This is a genomic window from Azonexus sp. IMCC34842, from assembly GCF_050368855.1.
Taxonomy (GTDB): Bacteria; Pseudomonadota; Gammaproteobacteria; order Burkholderiales; family Rhodocyclaceae; genus Azonexus; species Azonexus denitrificans_A.
Map to the genome: position 1 here is coordinate 3,464,072 of NZ_CP178449.1, position 18,004 is coordinate 3,482,075.

Sequence of the window (18,004 nt, forward strand, 5' to 3'; positions counted from 1 at the left end):
CCCATTCTAGACCAGAGTCATGACTTCCAACGCCACGCAATACACTTGGGCCGGCCGCTTCTCCGAGCCGGTTTCCGATCTCGTCAAACGCTATACCGCTTCGGTCGATTTCGACCAGCGGATGTGGCGCCAGGACATTCGCGGTTCGCTGGCCCACGCCAAGATGCTGGCCAGGCAGGGCATCATCAGCGCCGCCGACCATACCGATATCGTCAGCGGCATGGAAACGGTGCAGCGCGAGATCGAAGCCGGCAATTTCGAATGGTCGCTTGATCTCGAAGATGTGCACCTCAATATCGAAAAGCGCCTGACCGCGCTGGTCGGCGATGCCGGCAAGCGCCTGCACACCGGGCGCTCGCGCAACGACCAGGTAGCGACCGACATCCGCCTCTACCTGCGCGACGCGATCGACGACATCCTGGTGCTGATCAAGGCTTTCCGCTCGGCACTGGTCGATCTGGCCGAAAAGGAAGCGGCCACCCCGATGCCCGGCTTCACGCACATGCAGGTCGCCCAGCCGGTGACTTTCGGTCATCACGTGCTGGCTTATTTCGAAATGTTCGGCCGCGATGCCGAGCGCTTCGTTGATGCCCGCAAGCGCACCAACCGCCTGCCGCTCGGCGCCGCCGCGCTGGCCGGCACGACCTACCCGATCGACCGCGAATTCGTCGCCGCCGAACTGGGCTTCGAGGGCGTCTGCGAAAACTCGCTGGACGCCGTCTCGGATCGCGACTTCGCCATCGAATTCACCGCCGCCTGCGCGGTCCTGATGATGCACATCAGTCGTCTGTCGGAGGAACTGGTGCTGTGGATGAGCCCGCGCGTCGGCTTCATCCAGATCGCCGACCGCTTCTGCACCGGCTCGTCGATCATGCCGCAGAAGAAGAACCCGGACGTGCCGGAACTGGCGCGCGGCAAGACCGGCCGCGTGTACGGCCAGCTGATCAGTCTGCTGACCCTGATGAAGTCGCAGCCGCTGGCCTACAACAAGGACAATCAGGAAGACAAGGAACCGCTGTTCGACGCCGTCGACACCGTGACCGATACGCTGCGCATCTTCGCCGACATGGCCGGCGGCATCACAGTCAAGCCGGAGGCGATGAAGGCCGCCCTGACCCAGGGGTTCGCCACGGCCACCGACCTGGCCGACTACCTGGTCAAGAAGGGCCTGCCCTTCCGCGACGCGCACGAAGCGGTCGGCCACGCCGTCAAGGCCGCCGAGCAGAAAGGCGTCGATCTGCCGCAGCTGACGCTCGACGAGTTGCGCGCCTTCTGCCCGCAGGTCGAATCCGACGTGTTCACGGTATTGACCGTCGAAGGCTCGCTGGCCTCGCGCAACCACATCGGCGGTACGGCGCCGGAGCAGGTCCGGGCGGCCATCGCCCGGGCCCGCAAGCGCCTGTAATGCCATAAAAGCAAAGGCTGGCACCAGGCGATGATCAGAAAGCTCGGCAAATACGAGCTTTTCAAGAAGCTTGGCGAAGGGGCGAGCAGCACCGTCTATCTCGGTCGCGACCCTTTCGCCCAGCGTGACGTGGCGATCAAGGTGGCGACGCCGGAAATCCTGAGCGATGCCAATAAAGGCAAGCTGTACACCAACCTGTTCCTGAACGAAGCCTCGCTGGTCGGCAAATTGAAGCACCCGCACATCGTCCAGATCTACGATGCCGTGGTCGCCGAAAAGCTCTGCTACATCGTCATGGAATACGTCGCCGGCGGCACGCTCGACGAGCACGCCCGGCCCGGCCGGCTGCTTGAGGTCGACCGCGTTGTCGAACTGATCTTCAAATGCAGCCGGGCGCTCGATTTCGCGCATCGGCAGGGCATAACGCACCGCGACATCAAGCCGGCCAATATCCTGCTGAGCGGCGAGTCGGGCATCAAGATTACCGATTTCGGCGCCGCCATCACCAATGGCCACAATGAGCGCACCCAGGTCTCGGGCATCGGCTCGCCGGCCTATATGTCGCCGGAACAGATACTGGAATTGCCGCTCGACCATCGAACCGACATCTATTCGCTCGGCGTCGTGATGTTTCAGCTACTGACCGGCCGCCTGCCGTTCGAGGCCGACAACCAGTTCAACATGGTCTACCAGATCATCCACAGCCCGGCGCCCACGCCATCGAGCCTGCGCCCTGGCCTGCCGCCGGTGCTCGACGAGATCGTCGGCCGGGCAATGACCCGCGAGCGCGACGAGCGCTACCCGGGCTGGGAGCCCTTCGCCCACGATCTGGCCCGGGCCGTGCGCAAGCGCCAGTTGCAAAAGACCACTGGCGAGTTCGCCGATACCGAAAAATTCGGCATCCTGCGAGCCCTGCCCTTCTTCGCCCATTTCAGCGATGTCGAAATCTGGGAAGTCCTGCGTTTCTCGCACTGGCAGCGCGCCACGCCGGGCAGCGTGATCATCCACGACGGCGAACCCGGCGACTTTTTCTGTTTCCTGGCCGATGGCCAGCTCAAGGTCAGCAAGGGCGGCAAAACGCTCAATGTTTTGACCAAAGGCGACTGCTTCGGCGAGATGGCGGTGATCAGCCGACCGGCCCAATTGCGCGCCGCCGACATCACGGCACTCAGCGCAGCCGACATCATCACGGTACGCGGCGAAGCACTGCACAAGGCCTCAGAAGCCTGCCGCATGCATTTCTACCAAGGCTTCCTCGAGGTGCTGGCCGCCCGCCTGGCGCTGGCCAACCAGCGGCTGGCAACGGCCTGAATCCGCCGGCTTGCGGCACGGCAAGTGCGGCAGCAATTGCACGTTAGTATATTAGAGTATTAATATATACATGGGCATCGATACCAAGAAGCCCGGCCACGATGGCAAAAAAACCAAACCCAGGACGAACCGCATGTACTCAACCGTTATCGACAACACGCCACTTATCCACGTCAGCGCCGGCAAGCACGCTGCCGATTATTCCGTAAACGGTTCGTTGATGAATCCGCTGGAGGCGTTCTACGCTTCGCTCGCTGCCTGCGCTGCCGTCTTTGCCAAGAAAGCCTGCAAGGAGCTGGGCGTAGCAGCCGAAGGCATCGAAATCAACTGCAAGCCATTCGCCGGCAGCGGCGGCCCGCTGACCCTCGGCAAGTTCAAGACCGAGGTGCGCTTCCCCGAACGTTTCACCGCCGAGCAGAAGGCCACGGTACTCGACAGCATTGCCCATTGTGCGGTCAAGGAAATCGTTGCCGAAGGCCCAAACATCGAGTTCTCGGCCGCCGAAGTGTAAAAACCGGATTGCCATGAAAAAGGCCCACCGGACTGGTGGGCCTTTTTCATTTCGGCAGCGCAGATCAGGCCTGGGCGACGTCTTCCAGCAATTTCTGCATTTCGCCGGCCTGGTACATCTCTTTCATGATGTCGCAACCGCCGACGAACTCGCCCTTGACGTAGAGTTGCGGAATGGTCGGCCAGTTGGCGTATTCCTTGACGCCATTGCGGATTTCCTCATCGGCCAGCACGTTGACCGTGACGAAGTCATTGACCCCGCAGGCTTTCAGGATTTGCACGGCGGTTGCCGAAAAACCGCATTGCGGAAAACGCGCGTCGCCTTTCATGTAGAGGACCACGGGATTGTTGGTAACGGTTTCGTGAATGCGTTGCTGCACGTCGGACATGATTTCTCCAGATTACAGGGAAGCGCCTGAAACACGGTCGATGCCGGACAGGTCGCGATGAGTGAATGTCGCTTTGAACGCGCCATCGGTTAATAAGTTCCGGCTGGCCTCGCCCTGGTCGTAACCGTGCTCGAAAAGCAGCCAGCCGCCGGCGTGCAGATGCGCCGGCGCGCCGGCGACAATCTGGCGGATACAGGACAGCCCATCGGCCCCATCGGTCAGCGCCAGCTGCGGCTCGAACGGCAAACCGTTAAGGACGAGATGCGGGTCGCCGCCGGCGACATAGGGCGGATTCGCAACGATCAGGTCGAAGCGCTCGCCGGCCACCGGCGCAAACCAGTCGCCAGCCCGGAAATCGACCGGTGCCGCCAAATGGCCGGCATTGGTACGGGCGACGGACAGCGCCTCGGGCGAGACATCGACGGCAACCAGCTTAGCCGCCGTGCATTCGAGGGCCAGCGAAATGGCGAGGATGCCGGACCCGGTGCCGAGATCGAGCACCCGTGGCGCCGCGAGGCCGCGCAGCTTGTCGAGCGCCAGTTCGATCAGGACTTCGGTTTCCGGCCGCGGAATCAGCACTGCCGGCGAAACCTGGAAGACGCGACCGCGGAATTCGGCCTCGCCGACCAGATAAGCCAGCGGTTCGCCGGCCGCCCGGCGCTCGACCCATGCCGCGAATTGCGCATAGGCCGGGGCAATGAGCGGCGTTTCCGGCCGCGCCAGCAAATCGGCATGGCTGCAACCGGTGGCGTATTGCAGCAGCAGCCGGGCGTCGAGCCGGTCGATCTTCTGCCGAGCGGCGGCCAGAGCCTCGCCGAGGGTCATGCTCAGTTTTGCTCGGCCAGTTCGGCCAGCAGGTCGGCCTGGTGTTCGGCGGCCAGCGCGCCGAGCAGTTCGTCCATGTCGCCGTCCATGATCGCGGCGATCTTGTACAGCGTCAGGTTGATGCGGTGGTCGGTGATCCGGCCTTGCGGGAAGTTGTAGGTGCGGATGCGCTCGGAACGGTCGCCGGAACCGATCAGGCTCTTCCGGGTGCTCGAGATATGAGCCTGCTGGGCGCGCACCTGGACGTCCTTGATGCGGGCCGCCAGCACCTTCATCGCCGAAGCCTTGTTGGCATGCTGCGAGCGGCCGTCCTGGCACTCGGCGACGATGCCGGTCGGCAGATGGGTGATGCGTACCGCCGAATCGGTCTTGTTGATGTGCTGACCGCCGGCGCCGGAGGCGCGGAAAGTATCGATGCGCAGGTCGGCCGGGTTGAGATTGACGTCTTCGACCTCATCGACTTCCGGCATGATCGCCACGGTACAAGCCGAGGTATGGATGCGGCCCTGGGTTTCGGTTTCCGGCACGCGCTGCACGCGATGGCCACCCGACTCGAACTTGAGACGGGAATAGGCGCCATTGCCGCCGATCCGGCAGATGATTTCGCGGTAGCCGCCGAGTTCCGATTCGCTGGCCGACAGCACTTCAACCTGCCAGCGCTGGCGCTCGGCATAGCGCGAATACATCCGGAAAAGATCGCCGGCAAACAACGCCGACTCATCGCCGCCAGTCCCGGCCCGGATTTCCAGCAGCACGCTGCGTTCGTCGTTGGGGTCTTTCGGCAGCAGCAACTTCTGCAATTCGATTTCCAGCTCGGGCAAGCGGGCCTTGGCGGCCGCCATTTCCTCCGCGGCGAAGTCGCGCATGTCGGGGTCGGCGAGCATCGCCTCGGCTTCGGCCAGATCGTTCTCGGCCTGGCGGAAAGTGGTGAACTGGATGATCACCGGCTCCAGTTCGGCGCGCTCGCGCGACAGTTTGCGGAACTGGTCCATGTCGTTGGCGGTACTGGGCGCCGAGAGCATGCGGTCGATTTCATCGAGACGGTCGACCAGCAGCTCGAGTTTTTGGCGGATGCTCGATTTCATTTCTGATGGTCGGCCGGCTAAATGGTTCAAGGGGGCGTTATGGTACCCGAGAACACCTGTCGTCGGCGATGAACGGCGTTGCCAGCAGCCGACGCATCCCGCATAATCGCCCGATTCCGGATACCCCTACGCGATGCCCCATATCTCCCATTCCGTCATTGCCCTGGCGGAAACCCTGGAACAGCACTGGACAAACTATCGCGAGTCCGGTGAATTCGACCTGTTCGTCGAATTCACCCTGCTCCTGAACGGTTTGACCGAGCAACTCAACCGCCTGCACCTGCCGGGGCTGGTGCGCGCCTGTCAGGAACTCGAAAACACCGCGCTGGCGCTGTTCGGCGACAGCTCGATGCACCCGGTGGCGATCGAACAGGCCATCGCCATCGAACGCAAACTGAGCATCATCCTCGGCGAACTGCGCCGCCACGAAACGCCGGCCGTGACGACCCGGCGCCTAGCCGACGCGCCAAGCAACAGCGACGACCTGAGAGATTACCCGCGGCGGGTGTTGATCGTTTCCCGGGCCATGCACCCGTGGACCGCCGCGCTGGCCGAGCAACTCGCCTTTTTCGGCTTCACGCCGGAAGAACTGCGCTGGGGGAGCCGGCCGGATAGTGCCGAAGCGCCGCTGGCCATCGTCTTCATCCCGGATCGGGAAGGCTGCATTTATCCGCCGATTAGCGTTTCGTGCATCATGGAGTTGCGGACGCTTTTTCCGACCAGCTATTTCTACTGCCTGTCGGTGCCCTCGAATCTGGAAAGCATCGTGCTGCTCCAACGGGCCGGCGCCGACACCTGTGTGCCGGTCGGCAACAAGGTCAGCGACGTGCTGTCGCGCATTCTCGATCTGGTCCAGACACACGAACACGAAACGCACCGCGTGCTGGTCGTCGAGGACTCCGCCACGGCCGTCGCCCATATCCGCCGTTCGCTTACCCAGCAGGGCATCGACAGCCGCGCCATCAACGACCCGCGAACCCTGCTCGAAGCGGCCGCCGACTACCAGCCCGACGCCATCCTGATGGACATGCACATGCCGTTCTGCACCGGCGTCGAGGTGACCAGCGCGCTACGGCAGATTCCCGAATTCCATGCCCTGCCGGTGATCTACCTGTCGAGCGAAACCGACATCGCGCTGCAGGTCGAAGCCTTGCGCCTCGGCGGCGACCAGTTCCTGACCAAGCCGGTCAATCCGATCATCCTCGCCTCGGTCGTCAAGACGAAGATCGAGCGCTACCGGGAAATGCTCCATTCCGGCCGCCATGACAGCCTGACCGGCCTGCTCAACCACTCGACCGCCAAGGGCCAGCTGGAGCGCATGCTGCAGACCGTCTCGACGGCCGGCCGACTGGTCGTGGCGATGATCGATATCGATTTTTTCAAGTCGGTCAATGACAACTACGGCCACCCGGTCGGCGATCAGGTCATCCGCAGCCTGGCCTGGCTGCTCCGCGGCCGTTTGCGCAACACCGATCTGGTCGGCCGCTACGGCGGCGAGGAATTCATTCTGGCGCTCTCCGACATCGAGACCGACCGGGCGGTCAGCCTGCTCGACCAGATCCGTCAAGATTTTTCCAACCTGCCACACGCCCATGCCCATGGCGCCCTGCGCGCCACCTTCAGTTGCGGCGTCGCCTGTCTGCCGAACTATCTGACGGCGGCGACCCTGATCGAGGCGGCCGACAACGCCCTACTCGAAGCCAAGCGCACCGGCCGCAACCGGCTGGTCATGGCGTCCCCGCTGGCCGCTGGCGACTCAGTCGTTGGCGTGGAGATGGAAAAGCCGGCCAACCGCCGACTGTAGTTCGAGGCGCTCCTGACCATCGGCCAGATTCAGGGCCTGGGTCGGCGCATGCAGCAGCTTGTTGGTCAGGCGATGCGACAGTTGATCGAGCACCTTCTCAGCCGACTCGCCCTTGGCCAGCAACTTCATCGCGTGTTCGAGTTCGTGCCGGCGCATACGCTCGGCCGAATCGCGCAGGGAACGAATGACCGGCACGGTATCCCGCGATTGCAGCCAGCCGATGAAGTCCTGCACCCGGTTGGCGATAATCGTCTCGGCCTCGACTACCGCCGCCTGGCGCGATTCCAGGCCGCTCTCGACGACCAGCGCGAGATCGTCGACGGTGTAGAGAAAAACGTCGTCGAGATCACCGATTTCCTCTTCGATATCGCGCGGCACGGCCAGGTCGATCATGAACATCGGCCGGTGCCGCCGGGCCTTGATCGCCCGTTCGACCAGGCCGAGGCCGATGATCGGCACCGGGCTGGCGGTACAGGAAACGACGATATCGTTCTGCGCCAGATGCTCGCCCAGTTCGTCGAGACGAATGGCCGTGCCGTTGAAGCGCTCGGCCAGCGCCCGGCCGCGTTCCAGCGTGCGGTTGGCGATGGTCACCTGCTTCGGATGACGGGCGCAGAAATGGGTGGCGCACAACTCGATCATTTCGCCGGCGCCGATGAACAGGATGCGCTGCGTCTCGATCGACTCGAAAATCCGTTCGGCCAGATGCACGCCGGCCGCCGCCATCGACACGATATTGGCGCCGATCGCCGTCGTGCTGCGTACTTCCTTGGCGACCGAGAATGAGCGCTGGAACAGCTTGTGCAGCTGGGTGCCGAGCGTCCCGCTCTCTTCGGCGACGCGCACGGCGTCTTTCATCTGGCCGAGGATCTGCGGCTCGCCGATGACCATCGAGTCGAGGCCGCTGGCCACCCGGAAGGCATGGCGAATGGCTTCCGGCTGGTCGTGGGTGTACAGATAGGGGGCGATTTCGCTGCGCTCGACCTGGTGATAGCGGGCCAGCCAGTCGATCACCACGTCCGGCGTTTCGGCGGCGCAGTAAATTTCGGTGCGGTTGCAGGTGGACAGGATCGCCACCTCCTTGACCGGCTGACTATGCACCAGATCGGCCAGCGCCTGATGCAGCTTGTCGGCATTGAACGCCACCCGCTCACGAATAGCGAGGGGCGCGGAGTGATGATTGATGCCGAGGGTAAAGATCACCGGTTTGGGCTGGCGGACACGAAATGGGTGGCGATTATAGCACCCGCCCCCAGGCGCCCTCCTTGACCGGGCTCAGAACAGAAACGCCTGCTTTTCCGGCGTCGGGCACGCCACCTCGTCGACCCCGAAGACCTTCATCTGCCGCGGCCTGAACCACACCGACTGGCCGGGCGCCAGTTGCAGCGACTCGTGCCGCTCGCGCGACAGCTCGACTTCGATGATCTCGCGTTCGTGCAGCAGCTCGACGCGCACCACCGGACCGATCGGATGGACGTGCTGGACGGTCGCCTGCAGGCCGTCCTCGATCGGTTGATGGGTGATGTCGATATCGTGCGGGCGGACAAAAGCCGTGGTCTTTTCCGTCGCTTCGCCGCGCTCGACTTCGGCATAGGCACCCTGGACCCGGCTATGGAAGACATTGACGTTGCCGAGGAACTGATAGACGAAGGGCGAAGCCGGACTTGAGTAAACCTCGTCCGGCGAGCCGATCTGCTCGATCTTGCCGTGATTCATCACCACCACCCGGTCGGCCACTTCCAGCGCCTCTTCCTGGTCGTGCGTGACGAAGACGCTGGAGATGTGCATGTCGTCGTGCAGGCGGCGCAGCCAGCGGCGCAGCTCCTTGCGCACCTTGGTGTCGAGCGCGCCGAACGGCTCGTCGAGCAGCAGCACCTTCGGCTCGACGGCCAGCGCCCGGGCCAGCGCGATGCGCTGGCGCTGACCGCCGGACAGTTGCGACGGATAGCGGTCGGCCAGCCAGTCGAGCTGGACCAGGCCGAGCAATTCCATCACCCGGCGCTTGATCTCGGCCTCGGCCGGCCGCTCCTTGCGCGGCTTGACGCGCAGGCCGAAAGCGACGTTCTCGAATACCGTCATGTGACGGAACAGCGCGTAGTGCTGGAAGACGAAACCGACCTCGCGCTCGCGGACGTGCAGGTGGCTGGCGTCGGTCCCGGAGAACAGCACCTCGCCGCCATCGGCGCTTTCCATCCCTGCGATGATCCGAAGCAGCGTCGTCTTGCCGCAGCCGGAGGGACCGAGCAGGGCGACCAGTTCGCCGGTCGGGATGGCGAGGTTGATGTTGTCGAGCGCGACGAAATTGCCGAAGCGCTTGGAGATATTGCGGATTTCGATGCTCATCAGGTTTTCTCCGGCGCCAGCACGGTATTCAGCATTTCGGTTTCCTTCTTCATCCGCCATTCGACGGTGGCCTTGGCGACCAGCGTGACCAGGGCGAGCAAGGCAAGGATCGAAGCCGCGGCGAAGGCGCCGATGGCGTTGTATTCGTTGTAGAGGATTTCGACGTGCAGCGGCAGGGTATTGGTTTCGCCACGAATGTGGCCGGAAACCACGGAGACCGCGCCGAATTCGCCCATCGCCCGGGCATTGGAGAGGATCACGCCGTAGAGCAGGCCCCACTTGATATTGGGCAGCGTCACCCGCCAGAACATCTGCCAGCCGGAAGCGCCGAGCGACACCGCCGCCTCTTCCTCGTCCTTGCCCTGCGCCTGCATCAGCGGAATCAGTTCGCGGGCGATGAACGGGAAGGTGATGAACAGCGTGGCGATGATCATGCCGGGCACGGCGAAGATGATTTTCAGATCGTGCTCCGAAAGCCAGGCGCCGAACGTGCCCTGCGCCCCGAACAACAGGATGAAGATCAGGCCGGCAACCACCGGCGAAACGGCGAACGGCAGATCGATCAGCGTGATCAGCAGGCTCTTGCCCTTGAACTCGAACTTGGCGATGGCCCAGGCCGCCGCCACGCCAAAGGCGATGTTGAAAGGCAGCACGGCAACGGCGATGCCGACGGTCAGCCAGATCGCCGAGCGCGTCTCGGGTTCCTTCAAGGCCTCGACATAGAGCGGCACGCCCTGCGCCAGCGCCTCGACGAAAACCGCAACGAGCGGCAAGCCAAGGAAGAAAAAGAGAAAGCCGAGGCCGACCGTCAGCAGGGTATAGCGGACCCAGCCGGCCTCCTGGGCTGCCCGGTTTGTTTTCATTGTGCACCTCCGGCAGCCTTGGCCGCGGTCGCTTCGAGCGGCTCGCCATGCTTGTGGCGGTTGGCCGTCCACCACTGCAGCACATTGACGCCGAGCAGCAGCAGAAAGGAAAGGACGAGCATGACGACGGCCAGTGCCGTCGCCCCCAGCACGTCGTACTGCTCGAGCTTGGAGATGATCAGCAGCGGAGTGATTTCAGAAATCATCGGCAAATTGCCGGCGATGAAGATCACCGAGCCATACTCGCCGATGGCCCGGGCAAAGGCCAGCGCGAAGCCGGTCAGCAGGGCCGGAAAGATGGCCGGAAAGATGACCCGGGTAAAAGTCTGCCAGCGCGAGGCGCCGAGCGAGGCCGCCGCCTCTTCGACCTCGGTTTCGATATCCTCGATCACCGGCTGCAACGTGCGCACGACAAAAGGCAGGGTGATGAAGGTCAGCGCAAAGACGATGCCGAGCGGCGTGTACGCCACTTTCACGCCGAGCGGCTCGAGATAGCGGCCCAGCCAGCCGTTGCCGGCATACAGCGTGGCCAGCGTGATGCCGGCGACAGCCGTCGGCAGCGCGAATGGCAGATCGACCAGGGCATCGACGAAGCGCTTGCCGGGGAAGGAATAGCGCACCAGGATCCAGGCGACGATCAGACCGAAAAAGGCGTTGACCGCCGCCGCCGCCAGGGACGCCCCGAAAGTCACGCGAAAGGCGGCCAGCGAGCGCTCGCCGAGCGCGATATCGATGATCTGTCCGACGCCGAGTTCGGATGCCTTGAGCACCATGCCACCGAGCGGCAGCAGGATCAGCAACGAGAGATAAACCAGCGTGTAGCCCAACGCCAGACCGAAGCCGGGCAACACGCGATGCGTTTTTGTCGCCATTTACTTGCTTTGGTAAATCTGGTCGAAAGTGCCGCCGTCCTTGAAGTGCACCGCGAACGCCTTGGTCGCGCTACCGAACACCGTGTCGACGGTGAAGGTCTTCACCGGCGGGAAGGACTGGGCGTATTTTTTCAGGATCTCCGGATCACGCGGCCGCAGGTAGTTCTGCGCGGCATTTTCCTGGCCTTCCTTCGACCACAGGTAATCGAGATAAGCCTGCGCCTGCTTGCGCGTGCCCTTCTTGTCCACCACCTTGTCGATCAGCGCAACCGGGAACTCGGTCTGCAGGGTCAGGCTCGGGTAAACCACTTCAAAGTTGCCCTTGCCGAATTCCTTGGCGATCATCTCGGCCTCCGATTCGAAGGTGATCAGCACGTCGCCCATCTGCCGCTGCATGAAGGTCGTCGTCGCGTCGCGACCGCCGGCGGCGAACAGCGGCGCGTTCTTCAGCAGCTTGCCGAGAAATTCCTGGGCGCTCTTGTCGTTGCCACCCGGCTGCTTGAGCGCCCAGGCCCAGGCCGAGAGATAGGTGTTGCGGCCGTTGCCGGTGTTTTTTGGATGCGGAATGATCATCTGCACGCCGGGTGCCGCGATATCGGCCCAATCCTTGATCGCCTTCGGATTGCCCTTGCGGACGATGAAGACCATCGTCGAAGTATAGGGTGAAGCATTGTTCGGGAATTTCTGCGCCCAGTCCTTGGCCACCAATCCCTTGTCGGCGAGGAACTCGATGTCGTTGGCCTGGTTCATCGTCACCACATCGGCCTCCAGGCCGTCGGCCACCGCCCGCACCTGCTTGGTCGAGCCGCCATGCGACTGCTTCAGTTCGAGGCTTTCGCCGGACTTGGCCTTCCAGTATTTCTGGAACAGCGGGTTGTAGTCCTTGTACACATCGCGCGCCACGTCGTACGACACATTGAGCAGCGTCGCATCGGCCAGGGCGGCGCCGGCCACCAGCGCCAGCAGCAGGCCGGAAATCGATTTGCGGAATTGGGTCATGGCTCACCTCAGTGGATACGAGGACGCAATTTAGCCGACTCGGTTATAACAACAAAGACGTTTTGTGAATTTACTTATTATGAACTGCAATAATCGGCAGACCAGCGGGAAGCCCGGCCGAGCATTGAACCCTGTTCGTCAATGCCCCAAAGAGGCTATCATTCGGGCTTCCTCACGTCGCCGAAATCAAGATGCGCACCTCCCTGCCGGTCACCCTACTGCTGTCCTCCCTGCTCGCCGCCTGTGTTTCAACCAAGGACATTCCGCCCAGCAAGCATATTCCCCAGACCGGCTCGCTCAAGGTGCATCCGGGACTGCTCGGCCAGCCGGTGCCGCCGGAGCTCCAGCCGGAACCCCGACCGGCCGGCACCAGCCCGGTCAGCGCCAGCCCGGCCGCCGAGCGCGCCGAAACGCCGATCCGGATGGACGAGGCCGGCCTGCGCACCCAGCGCAGCGTCTATTTCGATTACAAGAGTGCCGACCTCAAGGCCGACTACGATCCGGCCTTGCGCGCCCATGCCCGCTACCTGGCCAGCAATCCGAACGCCCGACTGCGCATCGAAGGCAACGCCGACGAACGCGGCAGTGCCGACTTCAACCGGCGCCTCGGTCTGAAACGGGCCGAAACCGTCCGCTCGACGCTGATCGGCCACGGCGCCCCGGAAAAGCAGGTGCTGATCAAGTCGCTCGGCGAATCGAGTCCGAAGCTGAAGGGCCATGATGAAGAATCGTGGGCAGAAAATCGCCGGGCCGACGTGGTTTACGAAAAGGAACAATAAGTTCGGCCCGCCGACGGCGGGCTCGGGCAACGGCAAGGCCTCGCGGCAACATGCGAGGCCTTTGTTTTTGGCGGCCCGTTTGGCCTGATCCCGGTAGCGGCTCGGCGGCAAGCTGCCGGCAGCCCGCCGTGCTAAGGTTCCGCAACACCACACAGTAAAGGCGGCAGATGATTCGGGAGAAGGCTGCGCAATCGGCTGTCAGCGATCGCGGAACGTGCATTGCATTGATCTTCGCGCTGGCCGCCGAACGCCTGACGATTTACTACGAGCACGGCCAGTGGCTGACCGAAGCCCAGGGGGCAACGCTGGCCGCCGACTGGCTGGGGCGCACGAAACGCCTGCTCAGCCATGCCGAACGGCGCAAGCTGTCAGGCCTGAGCGATCAGCTGGCCCGCCAGATCGCCGGCACGCTGTCGCGCGAGGCCGGGCTGTATACCGCCCACGAGATGACCGAGGCCCTCGACCCGAACTATCACTCGGAGATCGCCGAAACCTTCATGCAGGAATGCGAGCGGCTGCTCGATCAGGACGCCGAACCGCCGGGTTAGTGCGGCGGCAAGCCGACTTTGGCGCGCACCAGGGCGATCAGGTCGTCGACGTAGGTAAACACCACCGGGATCACCAGCAGGCTGAGGAAGGTCGACGTCACCAGGCCGCCGATCACGACGATCGCCATCGGCGCCCGGAAGCTCGGGTCGGTGCCGATGCCCAGGGCGATCGGCATCATCCCGGCGCCCATCGCCACCGTCGTCATGACGATCGGCCGGGCCCGCTTGCGGCAGGCGTCGAGCAGCGCGTGCCAACGGTCGAGGCCATGTTCGCGGCGGGCGAGGATGACGTAATCGATGAGCAGGATCGAGTTCTTGGTGGCGATGCCCATCAGCATGATCAGCCCGATCATCGACGGCATCGACAAGGCGGTCTGGCTGATGAACAGCGCCAGGAAAGCCCCGGGCACCGAAAGAACCAGCGCCGCCAGGATGGTCACCGGCTGGACGAAATCCTTGAAGAGCAGCACCAGCACGATGTAGATGCACAGCACGCCGGTCGCCATGGCCAGGGCGAAGCTCTGGAACAGCTCGCCCATCGCCTCGGCATCGCCGACCGTCGTCTGCTGCACGCCGGGCGGCAGGGTTTTCAGACTGGGCAGGGCCAGGGCCTGTTTCTCGACTTCGCCGAGCGGCTGGTTGTTCAGTTCGATCTCGAAATTGATGTTGCGCAGCCGGTCGTAGCGGTCGATCTCGGCCGGCCCGCCGGCCAGGCTCAAGGATGCGACATTGGCGATCATCACCGGACCGTGCTGGCTGGGCACCGTCAGCCGAGCCAGCAGACTCAGATCCTGACGCGCCGCCGGCGGCAATTTGACGACGATGGGCACCTGGCGCTGCGCCAGATTGAGCTTGGCCAGACTCTGGTCGTAATCGCCGGCCGTGGCGATGCGCAAGGTGTCGGCAATGACCGCCGAGGTGACGCCGAGATCGGCCATGCGGGCGAAATCGGGGCGAATGACCAGCTCCGGACGGACCAGACTGGCCGTCGTCGTGACATTGCCGATACCGGGAATGCCGCGCAACTCGCGCTCGACCAGCCGGGCATGCTCGGACAGCTGCGGGCCGTTTTCGCTGGTCAGGACCAGGACATATTTTTCGTTGGCGCCCCCCAGGCCGACCTTGACCTGAACGCCGGGCAATTCGGTCAGCATCGTCCGGAACTCGCGCTCGATGCTCTGCTTGGTGACGCCGCCGCGCTGCTGGCGCGGTGTCAGATTGATGGTCAGTGTCGCCTTGCGCACCTCGGAGGCGCCGCGCGGGGCGAACGGATCGCTGCCGGCCGCGCCGCCGCCGATCGCCGTGTAAACCATTTTGACATGCGAATTTTTTTCGACGATCAGCCGGGCCTTCTCGGCGACGGCGAAGGTTTCCTGAAACGTGCTGCCCGGCGCCAGCGACAGGTAGACCTGGGTCTGCGAGAGATCGTCCGGCGGCATGAAGCCGGTCGGCAGAAACGGCACCAGCGCGAACGAGCCGAGGAAAAAAGCCGCCGCCGCCAGCATCGTCAAAACCCGGTGCCGCATGCACTTGCCCACCCAGCCGACGTACATCGTCATCCAGCGCGGCTCCGGGTGGTCGCGGCGGGGCGGTTTGAGAATGTAGGCGGCCATCATCGGCGTCAGCATGCGGGCGACGACCAATGAGAAGAAAACGGCGATGGCGGCAGTCCACCCGAACTGGATGAAGAATTTTCCGGCCACCCCGCTCATGAAAGCGGTCGGCAGGAAGACGGCGATCAGAGTAAAGGTCGTCGCGATCACCGCCAGGCCGATTTCGTCGGCCGCTTCCATCGCCGCCTGGTAGGGCGTCTTGCCCATGCGCAGGTGGCGCATGATGTTCTCGATTTCGACGATGGCGTCATCGACCAGAATGCCGACGACCAGCGACATCGAGAGCAGCGTCACGACGTTGAGTGTGAAGCCCATCAAATACATCACGGCAAAGGCCGGGATGATCGACAGCGGCAAGGCGGTGGCCGAAACCAGCGTCGCCCGCCAGTCGCGCAGGAAGAGCCAGACGACGATGACGGCAAGGATGGCGCCTTCGATCAGCAGCGCCATCGAACCGTCGAAATTCTCCTCGACCGGATCGACGAAATTGAAGGCTTCGGTGACGGTGATATCGGGGTGATCAGCTTGCAGCTTTTGCAGCGTCGCGCGCACGCCCTCGGCGACCTCGACTTCGCCGGCCCCGCGGCTGCGCGTAATTTCAAAACCGACCACCGGCTTGCCGTTGAGCAATGCCGCCGAGCGTTGCTCGGCCACTGTGTCGCTGACCGTCGCCACCTGATCGAGGCGGATCGTCCGGCCGTCCGAGAGGACCATGTCCAGCGCTCCCAGTTCGGCCGCCGAGTTTACGGTGGCAATGGTGCGCACCGACTGCTCGATACCGCCGACGTCGGCCCGGCCGCCCGAGGCTTCCTGCTGAATCCGGCGCAATTGCCGCGAAATATCCGCCGCCGTCGCGTTCAAGGCCAGCAGACGGGCCGGATCGAGTGCGATATGCACTTCCCGCGTCACCCCGCCGACCCGCGCCACGGCGCCGACCCCACGGACGCTGAGCATGGCCTTGCTGACCGTGTTGTCGACGAACCACGACAGCCCCTCGTCGTCCATCCGGCTCGACGCCACGGTGTAGGTCAGGATCGGCGCACCGGCGACGTTGATCTTGCTGATCACCGGGTCCTTGAGGTCGCCCGGCAGGTCGGAACGAATCCGCGACACCGCATCGCGGACGTCGTCGACCGCTTCCTGGGTCGGCTTCTCGAGGCGGAATTCGATGGTGACGATGGCCGTGCCATCCTGCACCTTGGTGTAGATATGCTTGATGCCCTGCAGGGTGGCGACCGAATTTTCGATCTTGCGCGCCACCTCGGTCTCCATCTGGGCCGGCGCGGCGCCGGGCAGCGAGGCGGTGACGGTGACCATCGGCAGATCGATATCCATGAACTGCTGGATCTTCATGCCCTTGAAGGCCAGCAAACCGGCCAGCGTGAGCAGCAGGAAAAAGAGAATGGCCGGCGTCGGATTGCGGATCGACCAGGACGAAACGTTGATCACGGCTTGCTGCCTTCGACAACCTTCACGGCATCGCCATCGGCCAGGAAGCCGGCGCCGTTCTCGACCACCCGGGCATCCGCCGCCAGCCCGGAAACGATCTCGACGCGTTCCCCGAGACGCCGGCCGAGCGTCACCTTGGCCTGGGCGACGCGATCGGCGCCGTCCAGCCGGAAAGCGTAGGCAAAGCCTTCGCGCAGGACCACCGCCGTTTGCGGCAGGGTCAGCGCCGGACGTTGCGCCAGCTGGAATTCGCCGCGCGCGAACATGCCGGCGCGGACAGCGTCGGTAGCCGGCAAATCGACATAGACCAGCCCGTTACGGGTCTGCGGATCGACGCTCGGTGCAACGACCCGCACGCTACCGCGCACCGTTCCGCCATTCGGGCTGATCAGGACCGCGGCCAGGCCGGGCTTGAGGTAGACCAGGTCGGTCGACGGGACTTCGGCCCGCCATTCCAGCCGGCCGCCGCGAATCAGCCGGAACAGTTCCTGCCCGGATTGGGTCAGCGAACCGACGGTCGCGCTGCGCGCCGAGATCACACCGGCATCCGGAGCCAGCACGTTGGTCTTGCTCATTTTCACTTCGGCCGCCTGCTGCCGGGCACGCGCCGCGGCCAGCCGGGCGGCGGCGGTATGCTGGGCCGTCTGGAACTGGGTATTGAGTTGCGAGCTGTAGAAACCCTTGGCCTTCAGTTCCGTGGCCCGCTCGGCATTGCCCTTCGCTTCCGCTGCGCTGGCCTGGGCCTCGGCCACGCTGGCCTGCGCTTCGGCGAGTTCGCTGGCCACCGTGTCGCTGGCGATGCGGGCCAGGGCCTGGCCTTGGCGAACCTGATCGCCGACCTGGACGAGCACTTCGGTAATCCGGTAATTGCTGATTTCCGGCCCGATCACCGCCTCCTGCCAGGCCACGACATTGCCGTTGGCCGGCAGCACTTGCGGCCAGTCCTCCGCCTGCAGCGAGATCAAACTGACCGTCAGCGCCGGCTTGGCGGCTGGCGCGACCGTCGCCGCCGGCTTTTTCGCGGCCGGGCCGGCAAAGAAAAAGGCGCCGGCTGCCAGCACGGCAACCAGCACCAGCCCGACGCGGGTCTGCCGCTTGGCAAGCGGCCCCGAAGAAAAGAGTTTCATGCAAAAACCTGTGTCGACTGCGACCTGAGGGAAGCCGCCCCCGGTGGGGCGGCAATCGGCGAATGATAGCCTGCCCGCCGCC

General features: G+C 63.9%; 16 protein-coding genes. 6 read left to right on the forward strand and 10 right to left on the reverse strand.

Annotation, left to right across the window (positions count from 1 at the left end; genetic code table 11):
• The first annotated feature begins 19 nt into the window (after positions 1–19).
• The 3 genes from argH to ACLIKD_RS16385 all read left to right on the forward strand — a co-directional run bounded on the left by argH (position 20) and on the right by ACLIKD_RS16385 (position 3,227).
• Positions 20–1,405 (forward strand): argininosuccinate lyase, encoded by a 1,386-nt coding sequence (argH, locus tag ACLIKD_RS16375; RefSeq protein ID WP_428825889.1) that lies wholly within the window; start codon positions 20–22, stop codon positions 1,403–1,405.
• Between the two features lie 30 nt (positions 1,406–1,435).
• Positions 1,436–2,716, forward strand: coding sequence for a protein kinase domain-containing protein (locus ACLIKD_RS16380; protein ID WP_428825890.1), 1,281 nt, complete (start codon positions 1,436–1,438; stop codon positions 2,714–2,716).
• Between the two features lie 133 nt (positions 2,717–2,849).
• Positions 2,850–3,227: an OsmC family protein gene (locus ACLIKD_RS16385; protein WP_428825891.1), complete on the forward strand. Its 378-nt coding sequence runs from the start codon at positions 2,850–2,852 to the stop codon at positions 3,225–3,227.
• A gap of 64 nt (positions 3,228–3,291) precedes the next feature.
• Here the strand turns inward: ACLIKD_RS16385 and grxD are convergent, their stop codons facing one another.
• The 3 genes from grxD to prfA are packed head-to-tail and all read right to left on the reverse strand — an operon-like array spanning position 3,292 to position 5,525.
• Entirely contained in the window at positions 3,292–3,615 is a 324-nt protein-coding gene (grxD, locus tag ACLIKD_RS16390; RefSeq protein WP_226417310.1) for a Grx4 family monothiol glutaredoxin, read from the reverse strand.
• A 12-nt stretch (positions 3,616–3,627) separates the two neighbouring features.
• Positions 3,628–4,440 carry a peptide chain release factor N(5)-glutamine methyltransferase gene (prmC, locus tag ACLIKD_RS16395; RefSeq protein ID WP_428825892.1) on the reverse strand — a complete coding sequence of 271 codons (813 nt, stop codon included), beginning with the start codon at positions 4,438–4,440 and terminating at the stop codon, positions 3,628–3,630.
• Between the two features lie 2 nt (positions 4,441–4,442).
• Positions 4,443–5,525 (reverse strand): peptide chain release factor 1, encoded by a 1,083-nt coding sequence (gene prfA, locus ACLIKD_RS16400; RefSeq protein WP_428825893.1) that lies wholly within the window; start codon positions 5,523–5,525, stop codon positions 4,443–4,445.
• Between the two features lie 133 nt (positions 5,526–5,658).
• Here prfA and ACLIKD_RS16405 point away from each other — a divergent pair, with 133 nt between their 5' ends.
• A complete protein-coding gene (locus ACLIKD_RS16405) occupies positions 5,659–7,329 on the forward strand; it encodes a GGDEF domain-containing response regulator (protein WP_428825894.1) in 1,671 nt (556 codons plus the stop codon).
• Here ACLIKD_RS16405 and hemA read toward each other — a convergent pair.
• The 5 genes from hemA to ACLIKD_RS16430 all read right to left on the reverse strand — a co-directional run bounded on the left by hemA (position 7,282) and on the right by ACLIKD_RS16430 (position 12,406).
• A complete protein-coding gene (gene hemA / locus ACLIKD_RS16410; RefSeq protein ID WP_428825895.1) occupies positions 7,282–8,532 on the reverse strand; it encodes a glutamyl-tRNA reductase in 1,251 nt (416 codons plus the stop codon). The genes ACLIKD_RS16405 and hemA overlap by 48 nt on opposite strands.
• Before the next feature lie 72 nt (positions 8,533–8,604).
• Positions 8,605–9,672 carry a sulfate/molybdate ABC transporter ATP-binding protein gene (locus tag ACLIKD_RS16415; RefSeq protein ID WP_428825896.1) on the reverse strand — a complete coding sequence of 356 codons (1,068 nt, stop codon included), beginning with the start codon at positions 9,670–9,672 and terminating at the stop codon, positions 8,605–8,607.
• Entirely contained in the window at positions 9,672–10,535 is an 864-nt protein-coding gene (cysW, locus tag ACLIKD_RS16420) for a sulfate ABC transporter permease subunit CysW (protein WP_226417316.1), read from the reverse strand. Before cysW ends, ACLIKD_RS16415 begins: the two co-directional genes overlap by 1 nt.
• Positions 10,532–11,407: a sulfate ABC transporter permease subunit CysT gene (gene cysT / locus ACLIKD_RS16425; RefSeq protein ID WP_428825897.1), complete on the reverse strand. Its 876-nt coding sequence runs from the start codon at positions 11,405–11,407 to the stop codon at positions 10,532–10,534. The genes cysW and cysT overlap by 4 nt, the downstream gene beginning before the upstream one ends.
• Entirely contained in the window at positions 11,408–12,406 is a 999-nt protein-coding gene (locus ACLIKD_RS16430) for a sulfate ABC transporter substrate-binding protein (protein WP_226471716.1), read from the reverse strand.
• A gap of 191 nt (positions 12,407–12,597) precedes the next feature.
• On the opposite strand from ACLIKD_RS16430, the gene ACLIKD_RS16435 reads away from it, so the two are divergent.
• Both ACLIKD_RS16435 and ACLIKD_RS16440 read left to right on the forward strand, forming a co-directional pair.
• Complete coding sequence (locus ACLIKD_RS16435) at positions 12,598–13,185, forward strand: OmpA family protein (RefSeq protein ID WP_226471717.1); 588 nt, start codon at positions 12,598–12,600, stop codon at positions 13,183–13,185.
• Positions 13,186–13,352: 167 nt separating this feature from the next.
• Complete coding sequence (locus ACLIKD_RS16440; RefSeq protein WP_226471718.1) at positions 13,353–13,733, forward strand: hypothetical protein; 381 nt, start codon at positions 13,353–13,355, stop codon at positions 13,731–13,733.
• Here ACLIKD_RS16440 and ACLIKD_RS16445 read toward each other — a convergent pair.
• The gene (locus ACLIKD_RS16445) at positions 13,730–16,795 is read right to left on the reverse strand and encodes an efflux RND transporter permease subunit (RefSeq protein WP_428825898.1); all 3,066 of its coding nucleotides are present in this window, start codon (positions 16,793–16,795) and stop codon (positions 13,730–13,732) included. The two genes, ACLIKD_RS16440 and ACLIKD_RS16445, sit on opposite strands and share 4 nt — an antisense overlap.
• Complete coding sequence (locus tag ACLIKD_RS16450) at positions 16,792–17,922, reverse strand: efflux RND transporter periplasmic adaptor subunit (RefSeq protein ID WP_428825899.1); 1,131 nt, start codon at positions 17,920–17,922, stop codon at positions 16,792–16,794. The genes ACLIKD_RS16445 and ACLIKD_RS16450 overlap by 4 nt, the downstream gene beginning before the upstream one ends.
• Between the last annotated feature and the right edge of the window lie 82 nt (positions 17,923–18,004).

What these genes read in the sequence shown, in the direction of transcription:
- prmC (WP_428825892.1), bottom strand. Translation starts at nt 4,440, where the DNA reads ATGACCCTCGGCGAGGCTCTGGCCGCCGCTCGGCAGAAGATCGACCGG.
- cysT (WP_428825897.1), bottom strand. Translation starts at nt 11,407, where the DNA reads ATGGCGACAAAAACGCATCGCGTGTTGCCCGGCTTCGGTCTGGCGTTG.
- ACLIKD_RS16435 (WP_226471717.1), top strand. Translation starts at nt 12,598, where the DNA reads ATGCGCACCTCCCTGCCGGTCACCCTACTGCTGTCCTCCCTGCTCGCC.
- grxD (WP_226417310.1), bottom strand. Translation starts at nt 3,615, where the DNA reads ATGTCCGACGTGCAGCAACGCATTCACGAAACCGTTACCAACAATCCC.
- ACLIKD_RS16440 (WP_226471718.1), top strand. Translation starts at nt 13,353, where the DNA reads ATGATTCGGGAGAAGGCTGCGCAATCGGCTGTCAGCGATCGCGGAACG.
- cysW (WP_226417316.1), bottom strand. Translation starts at nt 10,535, where the DNA reads ATGAAAACAAACCGGGCAGCCCAGGAGGCCGGCTGGGTCCGCTATACC.
- ACLIKD_RS16450 (WP_428825899.1), bottom strand. Translation starts at nt 17,922, where the DNA reads ATGAAACTCTTTTCTTCGGGGCCGCTTGCCAAGCGGCAGACCCGCGTC.
- prfA (WP_428825893.1), bottom strand. Translation starts at nt 5,525, where the DNA reads ATGAAATCGAGCATCCGCCAAAAACTCGAGCTGCTGGTCGACCGTCTC.
- ACLIKD_RS16405 (WP_428825894.1), top strand. Translation starts at nt 5,659, where the DNA reads ATGCCCCATATCTCCCATTCCGTCATTGCCCTGGCGGAAACCCTGGAA.
- ACLIKD_RS16430 (WP_226471716.1), bottom strand. Translation starts at nt 12,406, where the DNA reads ATGACCCAATTCCGCAAATCGATTTCCGGCCTGCTGCTGGCGCTGGTG.
- ACLIKD_RS16415 (WP_428825896.1), bottom strand. Translation starts at nt 9,672, where the DNA reads ATGAGCATCGAAATCCGCAATATCTCCAAGCGCTTCGGCAATTTCGTC.
- ACLIKD_RS16385 (WP_428825891.1), top strand. Translation starts at nt 2,850, where the DNA reads ATGTACTCAACCGTTATCGACAACACGCCACTTATCCACGTCAGCGCC.
- ACLIKD_RS16380 (WP_428825890.1), top strand. Translation starts at nt 1,436, where the DNA reads ATGATCAGAAAGCTCGGCAAATACGAGCTTTTCAAGAAGCTTGGCGAA.
- argH (WP_428825889.1), top strand. Translation starts at nt 20, where the DNA reads ATGACTTCCAACGCCACGCAATACACTTGGGCCGGCCGCTTCTCCGAG.